The following is a 16542-nucleotide window of genomic DNA, read 5'->3' as shown; positions in this document are numbered from 1 at the left end:
AATGAAAAAACAAGATACCATTTTTGGCATTCATGCCGTTGAAGCATTATTAAATCATAGCCCTGAACGTGTGATTGAACTTTGGCTGTTACAAGGCCGTGATGACGAACGCTTAACGCCATTGATTAATATCGCATCAACTTTTGGTACTACATTGCAACGTGCTGCACGTAAAGTGTTAGACGACAAAGCGGGTAGCTCACAACACCAAGGTATTGTCGCGCGTGTAAAAGCGGTAAAACCTTTGACAGAAACTGATTTAGACGCATTACTTGATAAAACAGAAGTGCCTTTTTTACTCATTTTAGACGGTGTAACCGACCCACATAATCTTGGTGCTTGCTTACGTAATGCTGATGCCGCTGGGGTACATGCGGTTATTGTACCTAAAGATAATTCAGTTGGATTAACCTCAACCGTCAGCAAAGTGGCTTGTGGCGCAGCAGAAACGGTACCGTTATTCCAAGTGACCAATCTTGCTCGTACCATGCGCCATCTTCAAGACAAAGGTGTTTGGATTGTCGGCACAGCAGGCGAAGCAGATGGTAATGTATATCAAGCGGACCTTAAAGGGCCTCTAGCGATTGCTATGGGTGCTGAAGATAAAGGTTTGCGTCGTTTGTCACGCGAAGGCTGCGATTCGTTGGTTTCAATCCCAATGGCTGGCAGTGTGTCGAGCCTTAACGTGTCCGTTGCCACTGGGGTATGCTTATTTGAAGCCGTCAGGCAGCGTTTAGGTTAATTATTGCCTGCAGTAGAACGACATAAAAAAAACGGCGATATTTATCGCCGTTTTTTATTATCTCGAGTTCAGCTTGTGTTAGGTTATTGATGGGTGTCAGTCTTTAGCTTTTACAATCAAAGCCAGAATAAACATTAGCGTCTGCCAATTTCGTTATCGACATCCTCGTCATCTAACTCCTCTGGTATCAAGGTTTCTTCGCTCACACTGGCATAAGAGGTATTATATTCAGCTTGCTCATCAGCATCATCAAACTCATCATTGGTTGATTCCGGTTGGACATCGAATGCATCTTCAGCGGGATTGATCATTTGTTCGTTGACCATTTCAATGTCAACACGTGGATCAAATGATGCTGCTAATGGCGAGCTGACTAAGTCGCCCCCGGCCATCATGTAATCTCCAGTACTTGTTTGCTCAGCTTTTTGACGCACATTAATCCACAGTAGCCTTGCCAGTAAGGTGAATGAGCACATCGCCATAAATCCATATAGCATTTGATCACCTAATGCTTGCATTAAGCCAGAAGCGACTAAAGGACCAATACTTGCGCCAATACCAAAGGTGACTAAGATTGTGGCAGATAGCCCTACCCGCTCATGTTGTTCAACGCGCGAATTGGCTAATGCAGTTGCTAATGGATACAAGGTAAACGCTAAAATACCAAATAAGCTGGTTAATATTAACGAAGACACTGCGTGGAATGGGATTATCGTAATGATCAACACTATGACGCCTAATAAAGCGCAGTTAATTCGAATTAATAAGCTACGAGAGATGACATCGGATAATTTACCCATTGGCCATTGGGCTAGCAATCCTGCAAAAATGGTACACGACATATAGAGCGCAACGTGCTCAGGATCAATACCTTTAGCCGTGGCATAAGAGGGAGCCAAACCATAAAAACAGCCGACTATCATGCTTCCTAAGGCTATGGTTGTCAGAGCTTGGGGTGCTCTTTTCCAATAGAGTCCCATTTGTAATGGGGCTGGTGTTAACGGTTCGGGGTGAATTCTGCGCGTGATCGAAATCGGTACGATACATAAGGCAAAACAGATGGCAATCAACAGCAGTGGCTCTAAGCCTAAATCGGGATATAAACTAATGGCTCCTTGCCCAGCCATTAGCGCTAGATAAGATACGATCATGTAGCTCGCAAAAACAGTACCACGTTGGTTGTTTTCTGCCTGCTCGTTGAGCCAGCTTTCTAACACCATATATTGGCACATCATTCCCATACCCACTGCGAGGCGCAATACTAGCCAAATGGCTAAATTATCGATGAGGGCATGACCCAATGCAGAGGCAGTCACTATGCCCGCACAGGCAACAAAAGCACGAATATGACCGACTTGCGCAATCAGTTTATGGCCAACTTTAGAGCCGCAGACTAGGCCAATATAGTAAGCTGACATCATGCCACCAATCCATATTTGTGGCACCTGCATTGTGGTAAGGCTTAGGCCTAAGTATGTGGTCAGTAGACCTGCAGCAAGCACCATCAAAAAGGTGGTGCTATATAATGAGGCAAAACTGCGTAGCGGGCTGTCCATAACTTGGCCTTTATTTTTTCAGTAAGGCCTCGTTTGCCTCATTGATTAATGGTCTTGTTTCGCTTCATTTAAGGTCAATAATTATTGAAACGTATACAACAAGTTGAATGTGGTGATGGTGTCAGTATTTTTACTGTCATCAGGAACCACTTCAGTGTACTTGATGTTCATACCTATTTTAAATGCCCAATCTTGAATAAAGGTGTTTTTATAACTCATATCAAGGGTTAAGGTATTATTAGTCTGACCTGTTTCAGCTGTCACATCAGCATTAAAGCTAGTGTACTCTTGCAGTTTAACTGTGTATTTGGCCGCCGAACGTAAAATAATATCGCGGTTTGCATCAGGATCGGGTTCTGCAACACTGCCTTGTGGTTGGTCGTAACGATAACCCGGACCAGCTTCAAGGCTCAGTTTTGTTCTATTGTTCTTAATTAAATCAAAACCATAACCTGTTGAAATAGTAGATATTCGAGTGTACGAACCAAATTGATCCCAAGTAAATTCACCACGGCCAAATATATAACCGCGCTCTAGCTTGTAGTTAGACTGTAAGTATAATTCGTAACGCTCAGCAGTAGACTCATTACCATCAGCCGCATAATAGGCCTTTAATGTTGCTTCTTGCTTAGTGTTCTTCGAATCATAAGTTAAATAAGTTCGACCGTTGAAGTTTTTAGTTTCGTTGTTACCGCTATTTAATTGCAAGCCTGCTTCTACCTCAGCATTAAAACTGCTGGGTGGTTCCTGATAATCAGGTGGAACTAAGGCCCATGCCGGAGCAGACAATAAAAAGAGGCAGCATGTTGTTACTATGTTTTTCATGGTCATCATTAAAGTGTTTTATTCTTGATGGCGTAAACGCGGTATTTCGGACTGCGGCCATCATACCTGTAATCAAGATTGCTGAAAAGAGTGAGTTAGTGCTTGAGTTTATCGTACACTTTATGTATCATCGCGCGCTCAAATCAGTCACTTTAATTCGTTCCTTGCCTCCACATTGGTCTGACTGAGCCAGAAAAGAGGCTACTTAACCGTAAGGAGCAATAAATGCGTCATTATGAAATCGTATTTATGGTTCACCCAGATCAAAGTGAACAAGTCCCAGGTATGATTGAGCGTTACACCGGTGTTATCACCGCTGCTAATGGTACAATCCACCGTTTAGAAGATTGGGGCCGTCGTCAATTGGCTTACCCGATCCAAGACCTACATAAAGCTCACTATGTTCTTTTGAACGTAGAAGCATCTGCAGAGTCTATCGAAGAACTAGAAACAGCTTTCCGTTTCAACGACGCTGTTCTGCGTAACATGGTAATGCGCACTAAAGTGGCCGTTACTGAAGCTTCTCCTATGGCAAAAGCAAGAGACGAACGTGATTCACGTCGTTCACCTTCTGATGACCGTAATGCAGAAGAAAGCGCTGAAGAAAACGCTGAATAATTTTTTTGAATAATCACTTAGTGTTGTCTGGCACGATAACTCGTACAAGACGATTAGATAGCCCAAGCGGGATTGCCCATGTGGTGATAACGGTAGAGCATAAATCACAGCGGCAAGAAGTAGAAATGTTGAGAAACGTCTACTGTTTGATCCAAGTGATATTAAGTGGTCCGCGCTTTAATAGCGTAGCAAATAAATTACAAGCAGGTGTGCAAGTTGATGTTGAAGGGTTTCTTTCACTACAACAAGGGCGAAATGGACAAAACCGTTTAGTCTTGCATGCTGAAAATGTCGAATTGAAAACTTAGGAGACTGTCAAAATGGCACGTTATTTCCGTCGTCGCAAGTTCTGCCGCTTCACCGCTGAAGGTGTTGTGGAGATTGATTATAAAGATATCGTTACTTTAAAGAACTACATCACTGAAAGCGGCAAGATTGTTCCTAGCCGTATCACTGGTACCAGTGCTAGATATCAACGCCAACTAGCTCGCGCTATCAAGCGTGCTCGTTATCTTTCTCTACTGCCATATACTGATTTACATCAGTAATATTGCAGTATTAATTCCTAATAGAATATAGAGGATTTGATAATGAATGTTATTTTGCTAGATAAAGTTGCAAACTTAGGTAGCCTAGGCGACCAAGTTTCTGTTAAAGCTGGTTATGCTCGTAACTTCCTTTTACCTTATGGTAAAGCAGTTGTAGCAAACGCAGCAAACACTGAAGTATTTGAAACTCGTCGTGCTGAATTAGAAGCTAAAGTAGCTGCTGAATTAGCTGCTGCGACAGTTCGTGCTGAAAAATTAACTGCATTAGAAGTTGTTGTTATTGCTTCTAAAGCAGGTGATGAAGGTAAATTATTCGGCTCAATTGGCAACCGTGATATCGCTGATGCAGTTACTGCAGCTGGCGTAGCACTTGCTAAATCTGAAGTTCGTTTACCTTTAGGTGCTTTACGCACTACTGGTAGCTTCGAAGTTGAAGTTCAAGTACACACTGAAGTTAAAGCTGTTGTTAAGATTTCTATCGTTGCAGAAGCTTAATTACGTTTTAGCGCCATAAAAAACACCGCCTCCGGGCGGTGTTTTTTTATGTGTATCATTTAATACTCATCCACTTCCAACAACACTTCCATGCACTATCTGGTTATATCGCGGTCGTTTAAATGTGTTATCTAATGAATGTTAACCAAGTAAACATTGCTATAAGGTTCACTTGGTTATGGTTTATTTAAGCTCAATCAACCACAGTCGGTTTCTTTTCTGGTATGTCAGTGACAGCTTTAGTTACTGATCCAGTTGCGAGATCAGCTTCTGCTTGTGTTTCATTAGTTGCTTCGTTGATGACTTCAGCTTCTACTTCACTTGCTGCTGGAGGTTTATTGGCGGCTTTATTTGCGACCCCTGCAGCGGCTTCAGTTGTCGCTTGGTTAGGTAACTCAGCTTTATCTTCAATATCTACAGTAGGGACCAATTTAGGTGCTGATTCACTCGAGAGTTCAGATTCTGCTTGTGCTTCATTAGTTGCTTCGTTGATGACTTCAGCTTCTACTTCACTTGCTGCTTGAGGTTTATTGGCGGCTTTATTTGCGACCCCAGCAGCGGCTTCAGTTGTCGCTTGGTTAGGTAACTCAGCTTTATCTTCAATATCTACTGTAGGGACCAATTTAGGTACTGATTCACCCGAGAGTTCAGATTCAATCGCGAGTTCTGTTGCAGCCTCTGCTTCATCAGTTGCTTCATTGAAGGCTTCAGTTGCTGCTTGAGGTTCATTGGCGGCTTCATTTACAACCTCTGCAACGACTTCAGTTGGCGCTTGGTTAGATAACTCAAGTTGATCTTCAGTATCTTCTGTAGAGACTAATTTAGGTGCAGATTCACTCGCGAGTTCAGATTCAATCGCGACTTCAGTTGTCGCTTGGTTGGATAATTCAACTCTATCTTCAGTATCTACATCTTCAGTAACAGCATCTCCAATATCTTCTGTAGGGACTAATTCAGGTGCTGATTCATCACTGAGATCAGTTGTTGCTTGTGCTTCTGTCGCGGCTTCAATTGCTTGGTCAGAGAACTCAGCTTTATCTTCAGTATCTGCTGTGGTGGTTAATTCAGGTACTGACTCAGTGATTGTTTCATTATCTAAATTGGTATTCGCTTCGATAGTGGCCTCAGTTGCTGTATCTGCTGGTATCTCGGTTTCTCCTGCAGTATTAGTCACTAAGGTTAATTCTTTTATCAAGTTATCAGCGTGATCGACTTTATCCATCATCCACAAAATATAACGAATATCGACATGCACGGCGCGAGTGATCGTGGGGTTAAAGAACCAGTCTTTAGTGATCGCTTCATAAGTTGAGTCGAAGTTAAGCCCAACTAATTCACCTTTACCATTAAATACCGGTGAGCCAGAGTTGCCGCCAGTGGTGTCGGCGCTGGATAAAAAATTAACCGGTACAGAGTTAAAATCAGCAGGCTTATCTAAACAAGACATAAACTGACAACTGCTTTGCTGTCTATAGACTGAAGTGACACGATGTTTGCCTAAGTCGTCAGCTTTAATTGCATCTAACAGCTTAGTCGGGGCATTGTAGGGAGCTTCACCGGTGTTTTTAGCCAGAATGCCTGCTAAACGAGTAAATGGCTGCTTGTATAACGCATCTTTAGATTGGTAACCATCAACCATGCCATAAGTTATGCGTAAGGTACGGTTAGCATCAGGATATACAGGCCAGTTATTTGATTTGTAATAGTCAATAATCGCTTTCATGTATTCCGGACGAACAGATGAAAGCTTACCGTAAAGTAATTTTTCGCTCTTTTCCATGGCCATATTGGTATCGTAAATAGCCACAGCTAATCGAATAAATGGGTCTCCGCTAACTTCAAACTCCTCTGCTGTTTTACTCATCCATGCAAGGCGTTTAGCCTGATCAGTGAGCTCAGTGAGTGCATATAAGCCTTCAACCTTTGACTCTAGCTCTTCAAAATCATCTGAAATGCTTAAGGCATTATCAAACACTTCGTTTTTAAGTGGTTGGCTGATATAGGCTTGTAAGTCTTGTAACCACAAGATTTTATCAACCACCGGATCAAAGCTACTATCGATACGTTTAAGTGCCGCTTTAAACATTTTCATATCACGAAGCTGAAACCCAGATTCACGTTGATCATTGGGTTTCTTTCTTTCTTGAGCTAAACGGTAAAGCTTGCTCGCGGCTTGTAGCATTTCGCTAGATTGGGCATTTTTAAAGAAATAAGTGGTTTGCATTTGTTGATGTTGTTCGGCGAGTAACGCTTCAAGGTTATTGATTAACTCTTGATTAGCGCCAGGATCTTTTTTAAGCCAAGCGAGAAAGTCATTTTCACGTTGCTGCTTAATGCCGACAATATCAGTTGCGCTGAAACCATCTAATAAGCCATTGAGTTTCTTCATCCGGTTAGCCATAGAGGCGATTGTACCGGCATATTTAAGCGCGATATCGTTATCGACATCACCCATTAAAGTGATGGTGTCAATTTGTAATTGGTAGCGTTTTGCGTAAGTTGGGTATATCCAATCACTGGCAAATTGTAGTTCACTGGTTAAATTGTAACGGCTGGTAGAACCTGGAAAACCGGCAACAAAGATACCATCGCCAGCTTTTACTCCATCGGCATTAATTTTTAAATAGCTTTTAGGCCGGTATGGCACGTTATTTTTATTAAACGTTGCTGGCTTGCCGTCTTTACCCACATAGGCGCGTAAAAAAGTAAAATCGCCAGAATGACGAGGGTATTCATAGTTGTCGATGTCGCCGCCAAATCCGCCAACACTCTTGGGTGGTGCATACACCAAACGCACGTCTCGAATAATTAACTGTTTTGTCAGATAATATTCTAATCCATGATGAAAGCTGTTAACCGAACATCGATAGTTGTCATCTGCTTCACAGAGTTTAATTAAGGCTTTACTGTTAGTTTCTATGCCTTCAAAGCGAGCCATAGGTTCGGTGCTTAAGTTAGCCATTACTTCATCGGTCACATTGGTGACCGCTTGGGTAATGTATAAACGTTCATTTGGCCCTGCGGAAGGTTCCTCTGCTTGGGTGTTTGCTAAAAAGCCATTTGCGAGGTAATTATGTTCTTTTTTACTGTTATATTGTATGCCGCGATAAGCACAATGATGGTTTGTGACAACTAGGCCTTGGGGGGATACAAAACTGGCGGTACAATAGCCCAAACTGACGACTGCATTCATTGGGTACTGCCCTAAGTCGGCCAGTTGTGATGCGGGAATATCAATACCACGTTGCTGAAGTTTGTCTGCAATGGATGGCATTTGATATGGCTGCCATTGGCCTTCATCGGCCAAAGCTAGGCCAGATGTCAGCACCAGTGCTGCAACGAGTATGATACGCATGTTATTTTTCCTTAAATGATTATTTGCGTTTGACGAAGTTGTTATTTGAATTCGTAATGACAGCGAAATAAGCTACACCACGGTGTTATACCATATTTTATAAAGTCGTTGTAAATTGGGAGTGTTAATGTCACAGCAAGGTGCTTTTAAAGCAAGAAACAGGCAGAGAGATGTAGAAGTTAATGCCTTAAAATTGCCTCCTCACTCTATTGAAGCTGAACAATCCGTCTTAGGTGGGTTGATGCTAGATGCTGAAGCGTGGGATCGTGTTTCTGAAGCGGTTGTGCCAGAAGATTTTTATTCTCGTTCTCATCGAATGATTTTTACGGCAATGCAACGTTTAATGGAATCTGGCCAACCGCTGGATTTGATTACCGTATCTGAACAACTCGAAATTGAAGATCAATTAGATGATGCCGGCGGCTTTGCTTACTTAGGCGAAATTGCCAAAAATACTCCCAGTGCCGGTAATATTTTATCTTATGCGGATATTGTGCGCGAACGTGCCGTGGTGCGTGACATGATTGCTGTAGCCCATGAAATTGCTGATGCAGGTTACAATCCTGAAGGGCGTGATTCTGGTGCATTATTAGATTTAGCCGAAACTAAAGTCTTTAAAATTGCTGAAATGCGAACCAATGCCAATGAAGGCCCTGAAAACATTAAAAGTATTCTTGAAAAAACCGTCGATAGGATTGAACAGCTTTATAACAATCCTCATAACGGGGTAACCGGCGTTTCAAGTGGTTTTAATGACTTAGATAAAATGACCGCCGGGTTTCAGTCTGGCGACCTAATTATTGTTGCCGCACGTCCTTCGATGGGTAAAACCACCTTCGCGATGAACTTGTGCGAACAAGCCGCCATGAATGAAGATAAGCCAGTGCTTATTTTTAGTCTCGAGATGCCATCAGAACAGATCATGATGCGTATGCTGGCCTCACTCGGCCGGGTTGATCAAACCAAAATTCGTACTGGTCAATTAGATGATGAAGATTGGGCTCGCGTGTCATCAACCATGGGAATTATGCTTGAGCAAGGTAAAATGTACATCGATGATGGCTCAGGGTTAACCCCGACAGAAGTTCGCAGTCGTGCCAGACGGATTGCGCGTGAGCATGGCGGCTTATCAATGATCATGATCGATTACCTGCAGTTAATGCAGGTGCCAGCGTTAAAAGATAATCGTACTTTAGAAATTTCAGAAATCTCTCGTTCATTAAAAGCTTTAGCCAAAGAGTTAGAAGTGCCTGTTATTGCTTTATCACAGCTTAACCGCTCGCTAGAGCAACGTGCCGATAAGCGCCCAATTAACTCTGACTTGCGTGAATCGGGTGCGATTGAGCAAGATGCCGATTTGATCATGTTTATCTATCGTGACGAAGTGTATAACGACAGCTCAGAAGATAAAGGCACCGCTGAAATCATTATTGGTAAACAGCGTAACGGGCCGATTGGGCGAATTCGACTGGTATTCCAAGGTCAGTTCTCTCGTTTTGATAATTATGCTGGGCCGCAATTCGAAGAAGATTAATCATTGATTAGATTATATTTGTGTTTTTAGTATCGTTATTTATGATACGAGTTTATCTCTGTTAGTGAGGGGTTCTTTATGGCACTAAACCTCCTAACAGGCAGCAAGCCGCGCCATGTTATTTATTGTTAATTAAGGCAATCTATTGAAACCTTTTCCCCGTGCAGAAATCAGTCGTTACGCATTACAAAGTAACCTAGCACAACTGCGTCTTATTGCACCAGATAGCAAAATTATGGCTGTGGTTAAAGCCAATGGTTACGGTCATGGTCTGCTAAACGTTGCAGAAAGTGTTGGCATATTAAATTTTATAGAAAGTGCAGGTAAATATTACGGCGGCGCCGATGGCTTTGGTTTAGCAAGGCTGGAAGAAGCATTGGAGCTTAGAGACGGTGGCGTAAAAGGTAAGCTTCTATTATTAGAAGGTTTTTTCCGCCAGTCTGACTTGCCGTTGTTGGTCACCCATAATATCGACACTGTCGTGCATCATGAATCACAACTGCAAATGCTTGAAACCATTAAGCTCGATAATCCGGTCACCGTATGGATAAAAATCGATACTGGTATGCATCGTATCGGCTTTAGTTTAGAGCAGTTTTCCGGCATATATCAGCGTTTAATGGCTTGCCCACAAGTGGCTAAACCGATCCATTTGATGACCCATTTTGCCTGTGCAGACGAACCTGATAATCAGCTGACTCAAAAGCAGATGGATGCCTTTGAACAACTGACAAGTCACTTAGATGGCGATCGTACTTTAGCCAATTCAGCCGGAACATTATTTTGGCCATTAAGCCAAGCAGATTGGATAAGACCAGGCATCGCACTTTATGGCATATCTCCAGTTGTTGGCGACAAAGGGATTAACCATCAACTGATTCCGGCTATGGAACTGGTGTCTAATTTAATTGCTGTTCGTGAGCATAAAGCCGGTGATAGCGTGGGCTACGGTGCCGTGTGGACCGCGAAACAAGATACCCGCTTAGGTGTAGTGGCTATGGGTTACGGTGATGGATATCCGCGTAATGCGCCAGAAGGTACACCGGTGTGGATTAATGGCCGCAGGGTGCCAATTGTTGGCCGAGTATCGATGGATATGCTAACGGTAGATCTGGGCGCAGATGCGCAAGATAAAGTCGGTGACAGCGTGCAGCTTTGGGGTAAAACCCTCGCGGTAGAAGAAGTTGCTGAGCATATTGGCACTATTGCTTATGAGTTAGTGACTAAATTAACCCCACGGGTAGTGGTTGAGTTACTTGACTAGCAACGTAACCATGCTGCGCTTTGCCCAATACGCTGTTGCGTCTTGGGCATTTTAGTTTATGCGGCACCATTTTAGCTGAAATATCATTCGTCTTTACAAGCTTATACATCTTCAAAACAAATTTCGATAAACACATTGCCGTGCTTATGACTAAAGGGCATCATAATTTTTTTGCCGCGGGCTTTGTGGGAAATAGTATGATTTTTGCCAGAGACGACGGCCGGAGTGGCCATATCAAAATCATATCCTTTTTCACTTAATAAATTTTTAGCTCCACCCGTCACCATATTGGTTATTTCACCGACTAAATCGGTTATGTCCTCATTAATGGATTCTGGTTTTTCCCCTAGCATATTGTTCATTATTTCAAGAATTAATGATTGTTCGAAGGTAATCGACAGTGAGCCGCGGGTTTTAGGACTTATCATGCCCATTAAGCCTGATACGTCACCTTTTGCAATATCATGATTTTTCAACTGTGGCTTACCAGGCGTTAACTCAATAGTTGCCATTGTTGAGATAACATTGATTAAAGAAACAAGGAATGGGTTAATGAATTCAACGTTCATAGGCTAAGCGATCCTTCTAGATTCAAAAATTGGCGATAGGTCATAGGCAGAGAATAGACAGAACATCACGTTACACGACCCTATCATGATAAACCATCATAGTTACTGATTTTTATAAATGCTTACTATATCAGCAAAATGGAATGCAGCTTCAAGCTTAGAACACAAAAATGAAATTGAAAGAGACGTCAGTTGCAAAAACAAATATTAAGTTGAAATTGAGAGGTTTACACATTGATAATGTATTTACATTACTGATTTCTTAATCCTATCTTGCTGATAATTTAATCGTTTTGTATCAGTAATATGGTCAATCTAGGATGAGGTAAATCAATAGCTTAAGCGGGTTAACTTATCGCTCGAGCCGTTCAATTAGCTTAATAAGGAGAAATAGAGATTGATGAAAGTTGACGCTTTTTTGGTTAATTCCTTTACTGCCAATGGAAGCGGAGGAAACCCAGCAGGCGTAGTATTGCAGGCAGATAATTTGTCTAACGAACAAAAGTTAGCAATAGCACAGGTTGTTGGTTATTCAGAAACTGCTTTTGTATCTCAAGATGATGAAGTCGACTTTGGCTTGTCTTTTTTTACCATATCGGGTGAAGTTGACTTCTGTGGGCACGCTACCTTAGCTGCATTCTCAATAATGTATAAAAAAGGAGTCATCACCGCAGGGCGATATGTCCAAAGGACTAAAGTCGGTTTACTTGCTGTGACTATAGCGTCTAATGGTCAAATAGTGATGGAGCAAAAGCTACCTGAATATCTTGGGGTGTATGGATACGAGGCTATATCAGAGTTAATTGGCATTGACGTGAAAACGTTAGCGTCAACACAATTACCAATCGAGGTTATTTCAACAGGCCTGCCTGATATTATGGTTCCAGTGCCATTTGGGTATCTAGATAAAATCCAAGTCAATGAACATTTACTCAGTGAATTCTGTAAAAAACATGATTTAGTTGGCCTACATGCTTTTGAATTGTGCGAGGAAAAAAGCGGCCTGACAGCGAGTTGTCGTAACTTTGCGCCTTTGTTTGGCATACCAGAGGAATCAGCTACAGGGAGTGCTAGCGGAGCATTAGCATGCTACCTAAGTAAATACCTTAGTAGTGAACATATGACTGACTTTACTTTCGAGCAAGGTAGGGCAATGAACTGTGTTTCAATCATTACAGCTTCAGTTGAGTCAAATGAATTAGCGACTCTCAAGGTGTTGGTCGGTGGTTTTGCTCAAGAGATTGGACAGCAGCAAATCTTCGTTTAACAAATAAGGATAGGCCGCGCGAAGTGGCGTTCTTATCTCAAGTGTGAAACCCGCCCAAACACTTGAGAGGTACTCTTTATTAAATTAATCACAGATAAAGAGTTTGATCTGTTTGGTGTGGTGTTAAACGGCCAGAGGTTATCAGAACGTCCGTTACATAAGCCGTTAGCACTCAAGGCGATGCAAAATATTTATACTACTCTGGACTATTTCAGCACTTTTCCCTGTCATATATGCAGTCGTGATGGCGCCTTCTTTAAGTAAACAGATAGCATTTATGAGATCCGGTGAAGCATTGTTTAGTTTGTTTTGAATAAGTTGGCGTACTTGTTCTTTGTGGTAACAGCAATAGCGAGAAATATCGCTTTCTGGGTTACTAAATTCTGCTGACGTATTGATGAAAAAGCATCCTCTAAAACCACCTAGTTCAGCTTCATTTCCACTAAACCAACTGTGTAACGATTGGAATAGAACATCGATTAACTCATGGTCGCTTGTTGTTTGTCTTAGCTTACGCTCTAGCCAGTTCATGAAGATTTGATGCCTTTGGTTTAACGCAGCCATGATCAAATCGTCTTTGCCGTTAAAGTGATTGTATAGAGTTTTTTTAGCTACTCCTGATACCTTAATGACTTCGTTAATTCCAATAGAGTTAATACCTTGTCGGTAAAAAAGATCTAGCGCTGTGTTTAACAGTAGCTCACGTTTCTTGCTCATCATGATTTCCATAAAACTAGTTGTCCTTATATTGACAAAAGTAGAACGACTTGTCTACAATTGCCGGTAGACAAGTCGTTCTACTTTTTGGGTGTTTATATGAATCGTTATTTGTTAGCTGTAATTGCTGGGATCGGGGCGTCATTTACCATTGGTTTATTGTCATTAATTGAAGCTAACATGGATAATGCTGTATTAATTATGGCTCCATTTGGAGCTACTGCAGTGCTTGTGTTTGGTGTGCCAAGTAGTCCATTGGCTCAGCCAAAAAATGTTATTTTTGGACATTTGGTTACGGCATTTATCGGAGTGTTTTTCTACCAATACATAGGCGTAACTCCGGTTACAGTCGCAATAGCGACGGGGTTAGGTGTTACCAGTATGTTGGTTTGCAAAACAACCCACCCACCTGCTGGAGCAAATCCAATTCTAATTATGCTTTCAGGGCAAGGATGGTTGTTTTTGGTTACCCCTGTATTAGTCGGTTCTGTTGTCATAGTTTTAATGGGTAAAGGGCTTCAAAAGCTTCAGGATTACCACTTTAAACCAGAATGCTAATTGATCTTTCCCTAAATCCGTAGACACTTGTTTCTCGATGACGGGTTAATGATATAATTAGCCATTATTTAGGGCTGCCTAGTTGTATTTGCTTAATTTATAACTTTCTTACTGGCTCCTTGTGCATAACCGATTAACTAAATGCAGCTAAAAACGTGCATCAATACCGCAAATTATGAGTGTAAAAAATTCAGTGAATACAACGCCAAAGCTAGTCATACCAAAAGATACGCTTGATCGCACCTTTTCCATAGCGCCGATGCTGGATTGGACTGATCGCCACTATCGCTACTTTGCCCGCTTAATGTCGAGCAAGGCGTTGCTGTATACCGAGATGATCACCACGGGTGCCATATTACAAGGTAAGGGCGATTATTTAGCTTATAACGAGCAAGAGCATCCAGTGGCATTACAGTTGGGTGGCTCTAACGCGGTGGATTTGGCAGCGTGTGCTAAGTTAGCTGCTGAGCGCGGTTATGATGAAGTAAACCTCAATGTAGGCTGTCCATCTGATAGAGTGCAAAATGGTCGCTTTGGTGCGTGTTTAATGGCCGAGCCTGAGTTAGTTGCGCAATGTGTTGATGCCATGAAGCAAGTCACCGATATTCCGATCACGGTAAAAACCCGTATTGGAATTGACGAGCAAGACAGTTATCAGTTTTTAACTGATTTTATTGAAATTGTCAGCGCACGAGGCTGTAGTGCATTTACGATTCATGCGCGTAAAGCCTGGTTACAAGGGTTAAGCCCGAAAGAAAACCGTGAAATTCCGCCGTTAGATTATGAACGGGTTTATCAGTTAAAGCGTGATTATCCACACTTGAACATTAGCATTAACGGTGGCATTAAAACCCTTGAAGAATCTAAGCTGCATTTAGCCCAGCTAGATGGAGTGATGGTGGGGCGTGAAGCTTATCAAAATCCTTATATATTGGCGCAAGTGGATCAGCAGTTGTGTGGACTCGATACACCAGTGATTACTCGTCAGCAAGTGATTGAGCAAATGTTGCCGTATATTGAGGCTCATTTAGCCCAGGGCGGTCGTTTAAACCATATTACCCGTCACATGATTGGTTTATTCCAAGGGTTACCGGGTTCCCGTGGCTGGCGTCGTCATTTAAGTGAGAATGCCCATAAACCTAATGCTGATATTGGGGTTGTGTTAACCGCTGCTGAGTTTGTTGATGCAGAAGCCCTTAGCAGTGACCAAGCTATTTGATATCGCTTTGGTTATTTCACTAGAATATGTGGTGAAATAAACGCCCAAACGTACATGTTGAAAACTGCTATTATCAGAGAAAAAGCGCCTATTGTTAGGCGCTTTTTCGTTTGTTCCTTTAAGTTACATCGTGGCAATAAACCCTTCACTTAAGGTGATGGTTATTAGTGCTATTTTGAGGATGACTCTCAACAATTCTCTCACCCTTAAGCGGCCATTACTTATTAATTAATGGATTGTTGCCACAGTAACCCTCGCAGATATCTGAACATTTATTGCCACACGTTATGGCGTGTATCACGGCGAATAAATATCGGTGGTCATTTTTACTAACTATCTGGTGAATTTTACTATCTGTTGGTTTTTTGCTCACGGATTTAGTTCAGTTGATTAAATAATAATTAATTTATTTGTTTTTAAAATTATATGCTTATGACAATTTTTAAAAGTTGGCACGGCGTTTGTAATACCTATTGTGTAATCAACTAAGCGGGTGTTTAGTTGCAACAAACCAACACAAGAAAGGATGCCATTATGTTTACTTTAACCAACGTGATTCGCCGTAGTGTTCAATTATCAATTGCTGCAGCATTACTTGTCACTGCCAGTGCTTCGGCACAAGCTGATGAAATTTCAATTTCTAACACGGTTGCAGTGCTAGAGCAAAATATGACTCAAGTGAGCCAGGAGATGATTTCAAATGTGAAGCAAGAGTTAATGCTGTCGTTACAAACCCAAATTGCTGAACAAGTTTATGAAATTAATTCGGCATTAGAGTTTGCTAGTTTTGAACAGCCAAAAGTTAGTGCCACTGTTGCTGCTGAGAATAAGTAATGGATTGGCTGATAAATATAGGCTTGGTGCTGCCATTAATGTCGTTATTGTTATTGCCAGTTATCAGTTTTGCACTGTGTGCGACGTTAGTCAGCTGGCTGTTGTGGCCAAGCATTAATGACCAAGCTTAACCGATAAGTCATGACTTACAACAATAAACTTTGTTCAATACGTGAGGATAATATGAACCGTTTAATCAATAGATTACGAGATGAAACCCGAATTGTGTGTGGGGTCTCGTCTAAGTTAGCGAAACAATATGGCTGGTCATTACTTTGGACCCGAGTCGTAACGATAGGATTAGTATTAACAAACCCAAGTATTAGTTTGTTAGCGTACTTTGTGATTGCAGTGGTAATGAGTCAAAAAACATCTCGATTTTAAGGCTTACCCAGTGTTGGGTAAGCGGGGATAGTAGCTTCCCCGCAGAGAGATTATAGT

The 16542-nt window shown here is 41.9% G+C and carries 17 protein-coding genes and 1 pseudogene; 13 read left to right on the top strand and 5 right to left on the bottom strand.

Features of this window, described 5'->3' with window-relative positions; genetic code table 11:
* Position 1: 1 nt before the first annotated feature.
* The gene (gene rlmB, locus H5164_RS06870) at positions 2-742 is read left to right on the top strand and encodes a 23S rRNA (guanosine(2251)-2'-O)-methyltransferase RlmB (protein WP_124015056.1); all 741 of its coding nucleotides are present in this window, start codon (positions 2-4) and stop codon (positions 740-742) included.
* A 134-nt stretch (positions 743-876) separates the two neighbouring features.
* On the opposite strand, the gene H5164_RS06865 is transcribed toward rlmB, so the two are convergent.
* Positions 877-2298, bottom strand: a complete 1422-nt coding sequence (locus H5164_RS06865; RefSeq protein ID WP_182722360.1) for an MFS transporter — start codon at positions 2296-2298, stop codon at positions 877-879.
* 81 nt (positions 2299-2379) lie between these two features.
* Positions 2380-3132, bottom strand: a complete 753-nt coding sequence (locus H5164_RS06860) for a YdiY family protein (RefSeq protein ID WP_124015054.1) — start codon at positions 3130-3132, stop codon at positions 2380-2382.
* Between the two features lie 216 nt (positions 3133-3348).
* Here H5164_RS06860 and rpsF point away from each other — a divergent pair, with 216 nt between their 5' ends.
* From rpsF to rplI, 4 genes are read left to right on the top strand one after another with little or no spacing between them, the layout of a single operon-like run.
* Positions 3349-3741 carry a 30S ribosomal protein S6 gene (gene rpsF / locus H5164_RS06855; protein ID WP_124015053.1) on the top strand — a complete coding sequence of 131 codons (393 nt, stop codon included), beginning with the start codon at positions 3349-3351 and terminating at the stop codon, positions 3739-3741.
* Positions 3742-3746: 5 nt separating this feature from the next.
* Positions 3747-4049 (top strand): primosomal replication protein N, encoded by a 303-nt coding sequence (gene priB / locus H5164_RS06850; RefSeq protein WP_124732151.1) that lies wholly within the window; start codon positions 3747-3749, stop codon positions 4047-4049.
* 12 nt (positions 4050-4061) lie between these two features.
* Positions 4062-4289 (top strand): 30S ribosomal protein S18, encoded by a 228-nt coding sequence (rpsR, locus tag H5164_RS06845; RefSeq protein WP_101085203.1) that lies wholly within the window; start codon positions 4062-4064, stop codon positions 4287-4289.
* A 42-nt stretch (positions 4290-4331) separates the two neighbouring features.
* Entirely contained in the window at positions 4332-4784 is a 453-nt protein-coding gene (gene rplI / locus H5164_RS06840) for a 50S ribosomal protein L9 (RefSeq protein WP_124015051.1), read from the top strand.
* A 1165-nt stretch (positions 4785-5949) separates the two neighbouring features.
* Here the strand turns inward: rplI and H5164_RS06835 are convergent.
* Positions 5950-8139, bottom strand: a pseudogene (locus tag H5164_RS06835) (S46 family peptidase); the annotation flags it as partial.
* A 127-nt stretch (positions 8140-8266) separates the two neighbouring features.
* Here H5164_RS06835 and dnaB point away from each other — a divergent pair.
* Entirely contained in the window at positions 8267-9673 is a 1407-nt protein-coding gene (dnaB, locus tag H5164_RS06830) for a replicative DNA helicase (RefSeq protein WP_124015049.1), read from the top strand.
* A gap of 145 nt (positions 9674-9818) precedes the next feature.
* Positions 9819-10937 carry an alanine racemase gene (gene alr / locus H5164_RS06825; protein WP_124015048.1) on the top strand — a complete coding sequence of 373 codons (1119 nt, stop codon included), beginning with the start codon at positions 9819-9821 and terminating at the stop codon, positions 10935-10937.
* Positions 10938-11038: 101 nt separating this feature from the next.
* Here the strand turns inward: alr and H5164_RS06820 are convergent, their stop codons facing one another.
* A complete protein-coding gene (locus H5164_RS06820; protein ID WP_124015047.1) occupies positions 11039-11506 on the bottom strand; it encodes a chemotaxis protein CheX in 468 nt (155 codons plus the stop codon).
* Between the two features lie 400 nt (positions 11507-11906).
* Here H5164_RS06820 and H5164_RS06815 point away from each other — a divergent pair, with 400 nt between their 5' ends.
* A complete protein-coding gene (locus H5164_RS06815) occupies positions 11907-12773 on the top strand; it encodes a PhzF family phenazine biosynthesis protein (protein ID WP_182755350.1) in 867 nt (288 codons plus the stop codon).
* 165 nt (positions 12774-12938) lie between these two features.
* Here H5164_RS06815 and H5164_RS06810 read toward each other — a convergent pair whose 3' ends face one another.
* A complete protein-coding gene (locus tag H5164_RS06810) occupies positions 12939-13502 on the bottom strand; it encodes a TetR/AcrR family transcriptional regulator (protein WP_259396756.1) in 564 nt (187 codons plus the stop codon).
* Positions 13503-13589: 87 nt separating this feature from the next.
* Here H5164_RS06810 and H5164_RS06805 point away from each other — a divergent pair, with 87 nt between their 5' ends.
* The 5 genes from H5164_RS06805 to H5164_RS06790 all read left to right on the top strand — a co-directional run bounded on the left by H5164_RS06805 (position 13590) and on the right by H5164_RS06790 (position 16485).
* Entirely contained in the window at positions 13590-14048 is a 459-nt protein-coding gene (locus H5164_RS06805; RefSeq protein ID WP_182755348.1) for an HPP family protein, read from the top strand.
* A gap of 175 nt (positions 14049-14223) precedes the next feature.
* Complete coding sequence (dusA, locus tag H5164_RS06800) at positions 14224-15267, top strand: tRNA dihydrouridine(20/20a) synthase DusA (protein ID WP_182755346.1); 1044 nt, start codon at positions 14224-14226, stop codon at positions 15265-15267.
* Positions 15268-15801: 534 nt separating this feature from the next.
* Complete coding sequence (locus H5164_RS06795) at positions 15802-16101, top strand: hypothetical protein (protein WP_124018286.1); 300 nt, start codon at positions 15802-15804, stop codon at positions 16099-16101.
* A complete protein-coding gene (locus H5164_RS20020; protein ID WP_259395234.1) occupies positions 16101-16232 on the top strand; it encodes a hypothetical protein in 132 nt (43 codons plus the stop codon). Before H5164_RS06795 ends, H5164_RS20020 begins: the two co-directional genes overlap by 1 nt.
* A 52-nt stretch (positions 16233-16284) precedes the next feature.
* The gene (locus H5164_RS06790) at positions 16285-16485 is read left to right on the top strand and encodes a PspC domain-containing protein (protein WP_182755344.1); all 201 of its coding nucleotides are present in this window, start codon (positions 16285-16287) and stop codon (positions 16483-16485) included.
* The last annotated feature ends 57 nt before the right edge of the window (positions 16486-16542 follow it).

This window comes from Shewanella sp. SG41-3 (assembly GCF_014164545.1).
Taxonomy (GTDB): Bacteria; Pseudomonadota; Gammaproteobacteria; order Enterobacterales; family Shewanellaceae; genus Shewanella; species Shewanella vesiculosa.
The sequence above is the reverse complement of the archived record's forward strand: the minus strand, read 5'-3'. Positions and strand labels throughout refer to the sequence as shown.

Excerpts from the sequence above, each read along its gene's own strand:
- rlmB (WP_124015056.1), top strand. The coding sequence starts at position 2 with ATGAAAAAACAAGATACCATTTTTGGCATTCATGCCGTTGAAGCATTA.
- H5164_RS06865 (WP_182722360.1), bottom strand. The coding sequence starts at position 2,298 with ATGGACAGCCCGCTACGCAGTTTTGCCTCATTATATAGCACCACCTTT.
- H5164_RS06860 (WP_124015054.1), bottom strand. The coding sequence starts at position 3,132 with ATGATGACCATGAAAAACATAGTAACAACATGCTGCCTCTTTTTATTG.
- rpsF (WP_124015053.1), top strand. The coding sequence starts at position 3,349 with ATGCGTCATTATGAAATCGTATTTATGGTTCACCCAGATCAAAGTGAA.
- rpsR (WP_101085203.1), top strand. The coding sequence starts at position 4,062 with ATGGCACGTTATTTCCGTCGTCGCAAGTTCTGCCGCTTCACCGCTGAA.
- rplI (WP_124015051.1), top strand. The coding sequence starts at position 4,332 with ATGAATGTTATTTTGCTAGATAAAGTTGCAAACTTAGGTAGCCTAGGC.
- dnaB (WP_124015049.1), top strand. The coding sequence starts at position 8,267 with ATGTCACAGCAAGGTGCTTTTAAAGCAAGAAACAGGCAGAGAGATGTA.
- H5164_RS06820 (WP_124015047.1), bottom strand. The coding sequence starts at position 11,506 with ATGAACGTTGAATTCATTAACCCATTCCTTGTTTCTTTAATCAATGTT.
- H5164_RS06815 (WP_182755350.1), top strand. The coding sequence starts at position 11,907 with ATGAAAGTTGACGCTTTTTTGGTTAATTCCTTTACTGCCAATGGAAGC.
- H5164_RS06810 (WP_259396756.1), bottom strand. The coding sequence starts at position 13,502 with ATGGAAATCATGATGAGCAAGAAACGTGAGCTACTGTTAAACACAGCG.
- H5164_RS06805 (WP_182755348.1), top strand. The coding sequence starts at position 13,590 with ATGAATCGTTATTTGTTAGCTGTAATTGCTGGGATCGGGGCGTCATTT.
- dusA (WP_182755346.1), top strand. The coding sequence starts at position 14,224 with ATGAGTGTAAAAAATTCAGTGAATACAACGCCAAAGCTAGTCATACCA.
- H5164_RS06795 (WP_124018286.1), top strand. The coding sequence starts at position 15,802 with ATGTTTACTTTAACCAACGTGATTCGCCGTAGTGTTCAATTATCAATT.
- H5164_RS20020 (WP_259395234.1), top strand. The coding sequence starts at position 16,101 with ATGGATTGGCTGATAAATATAGGCTTGGTGCTGCCATTAATGTCGTTA.
- H5164_RS06790 (WP_182755344.1), top strand. The coding sequence starts at position 16,285 with ATGAACCGTTTAATCAATAGATTACGAGATGAAACCCGAATTGTGTGT.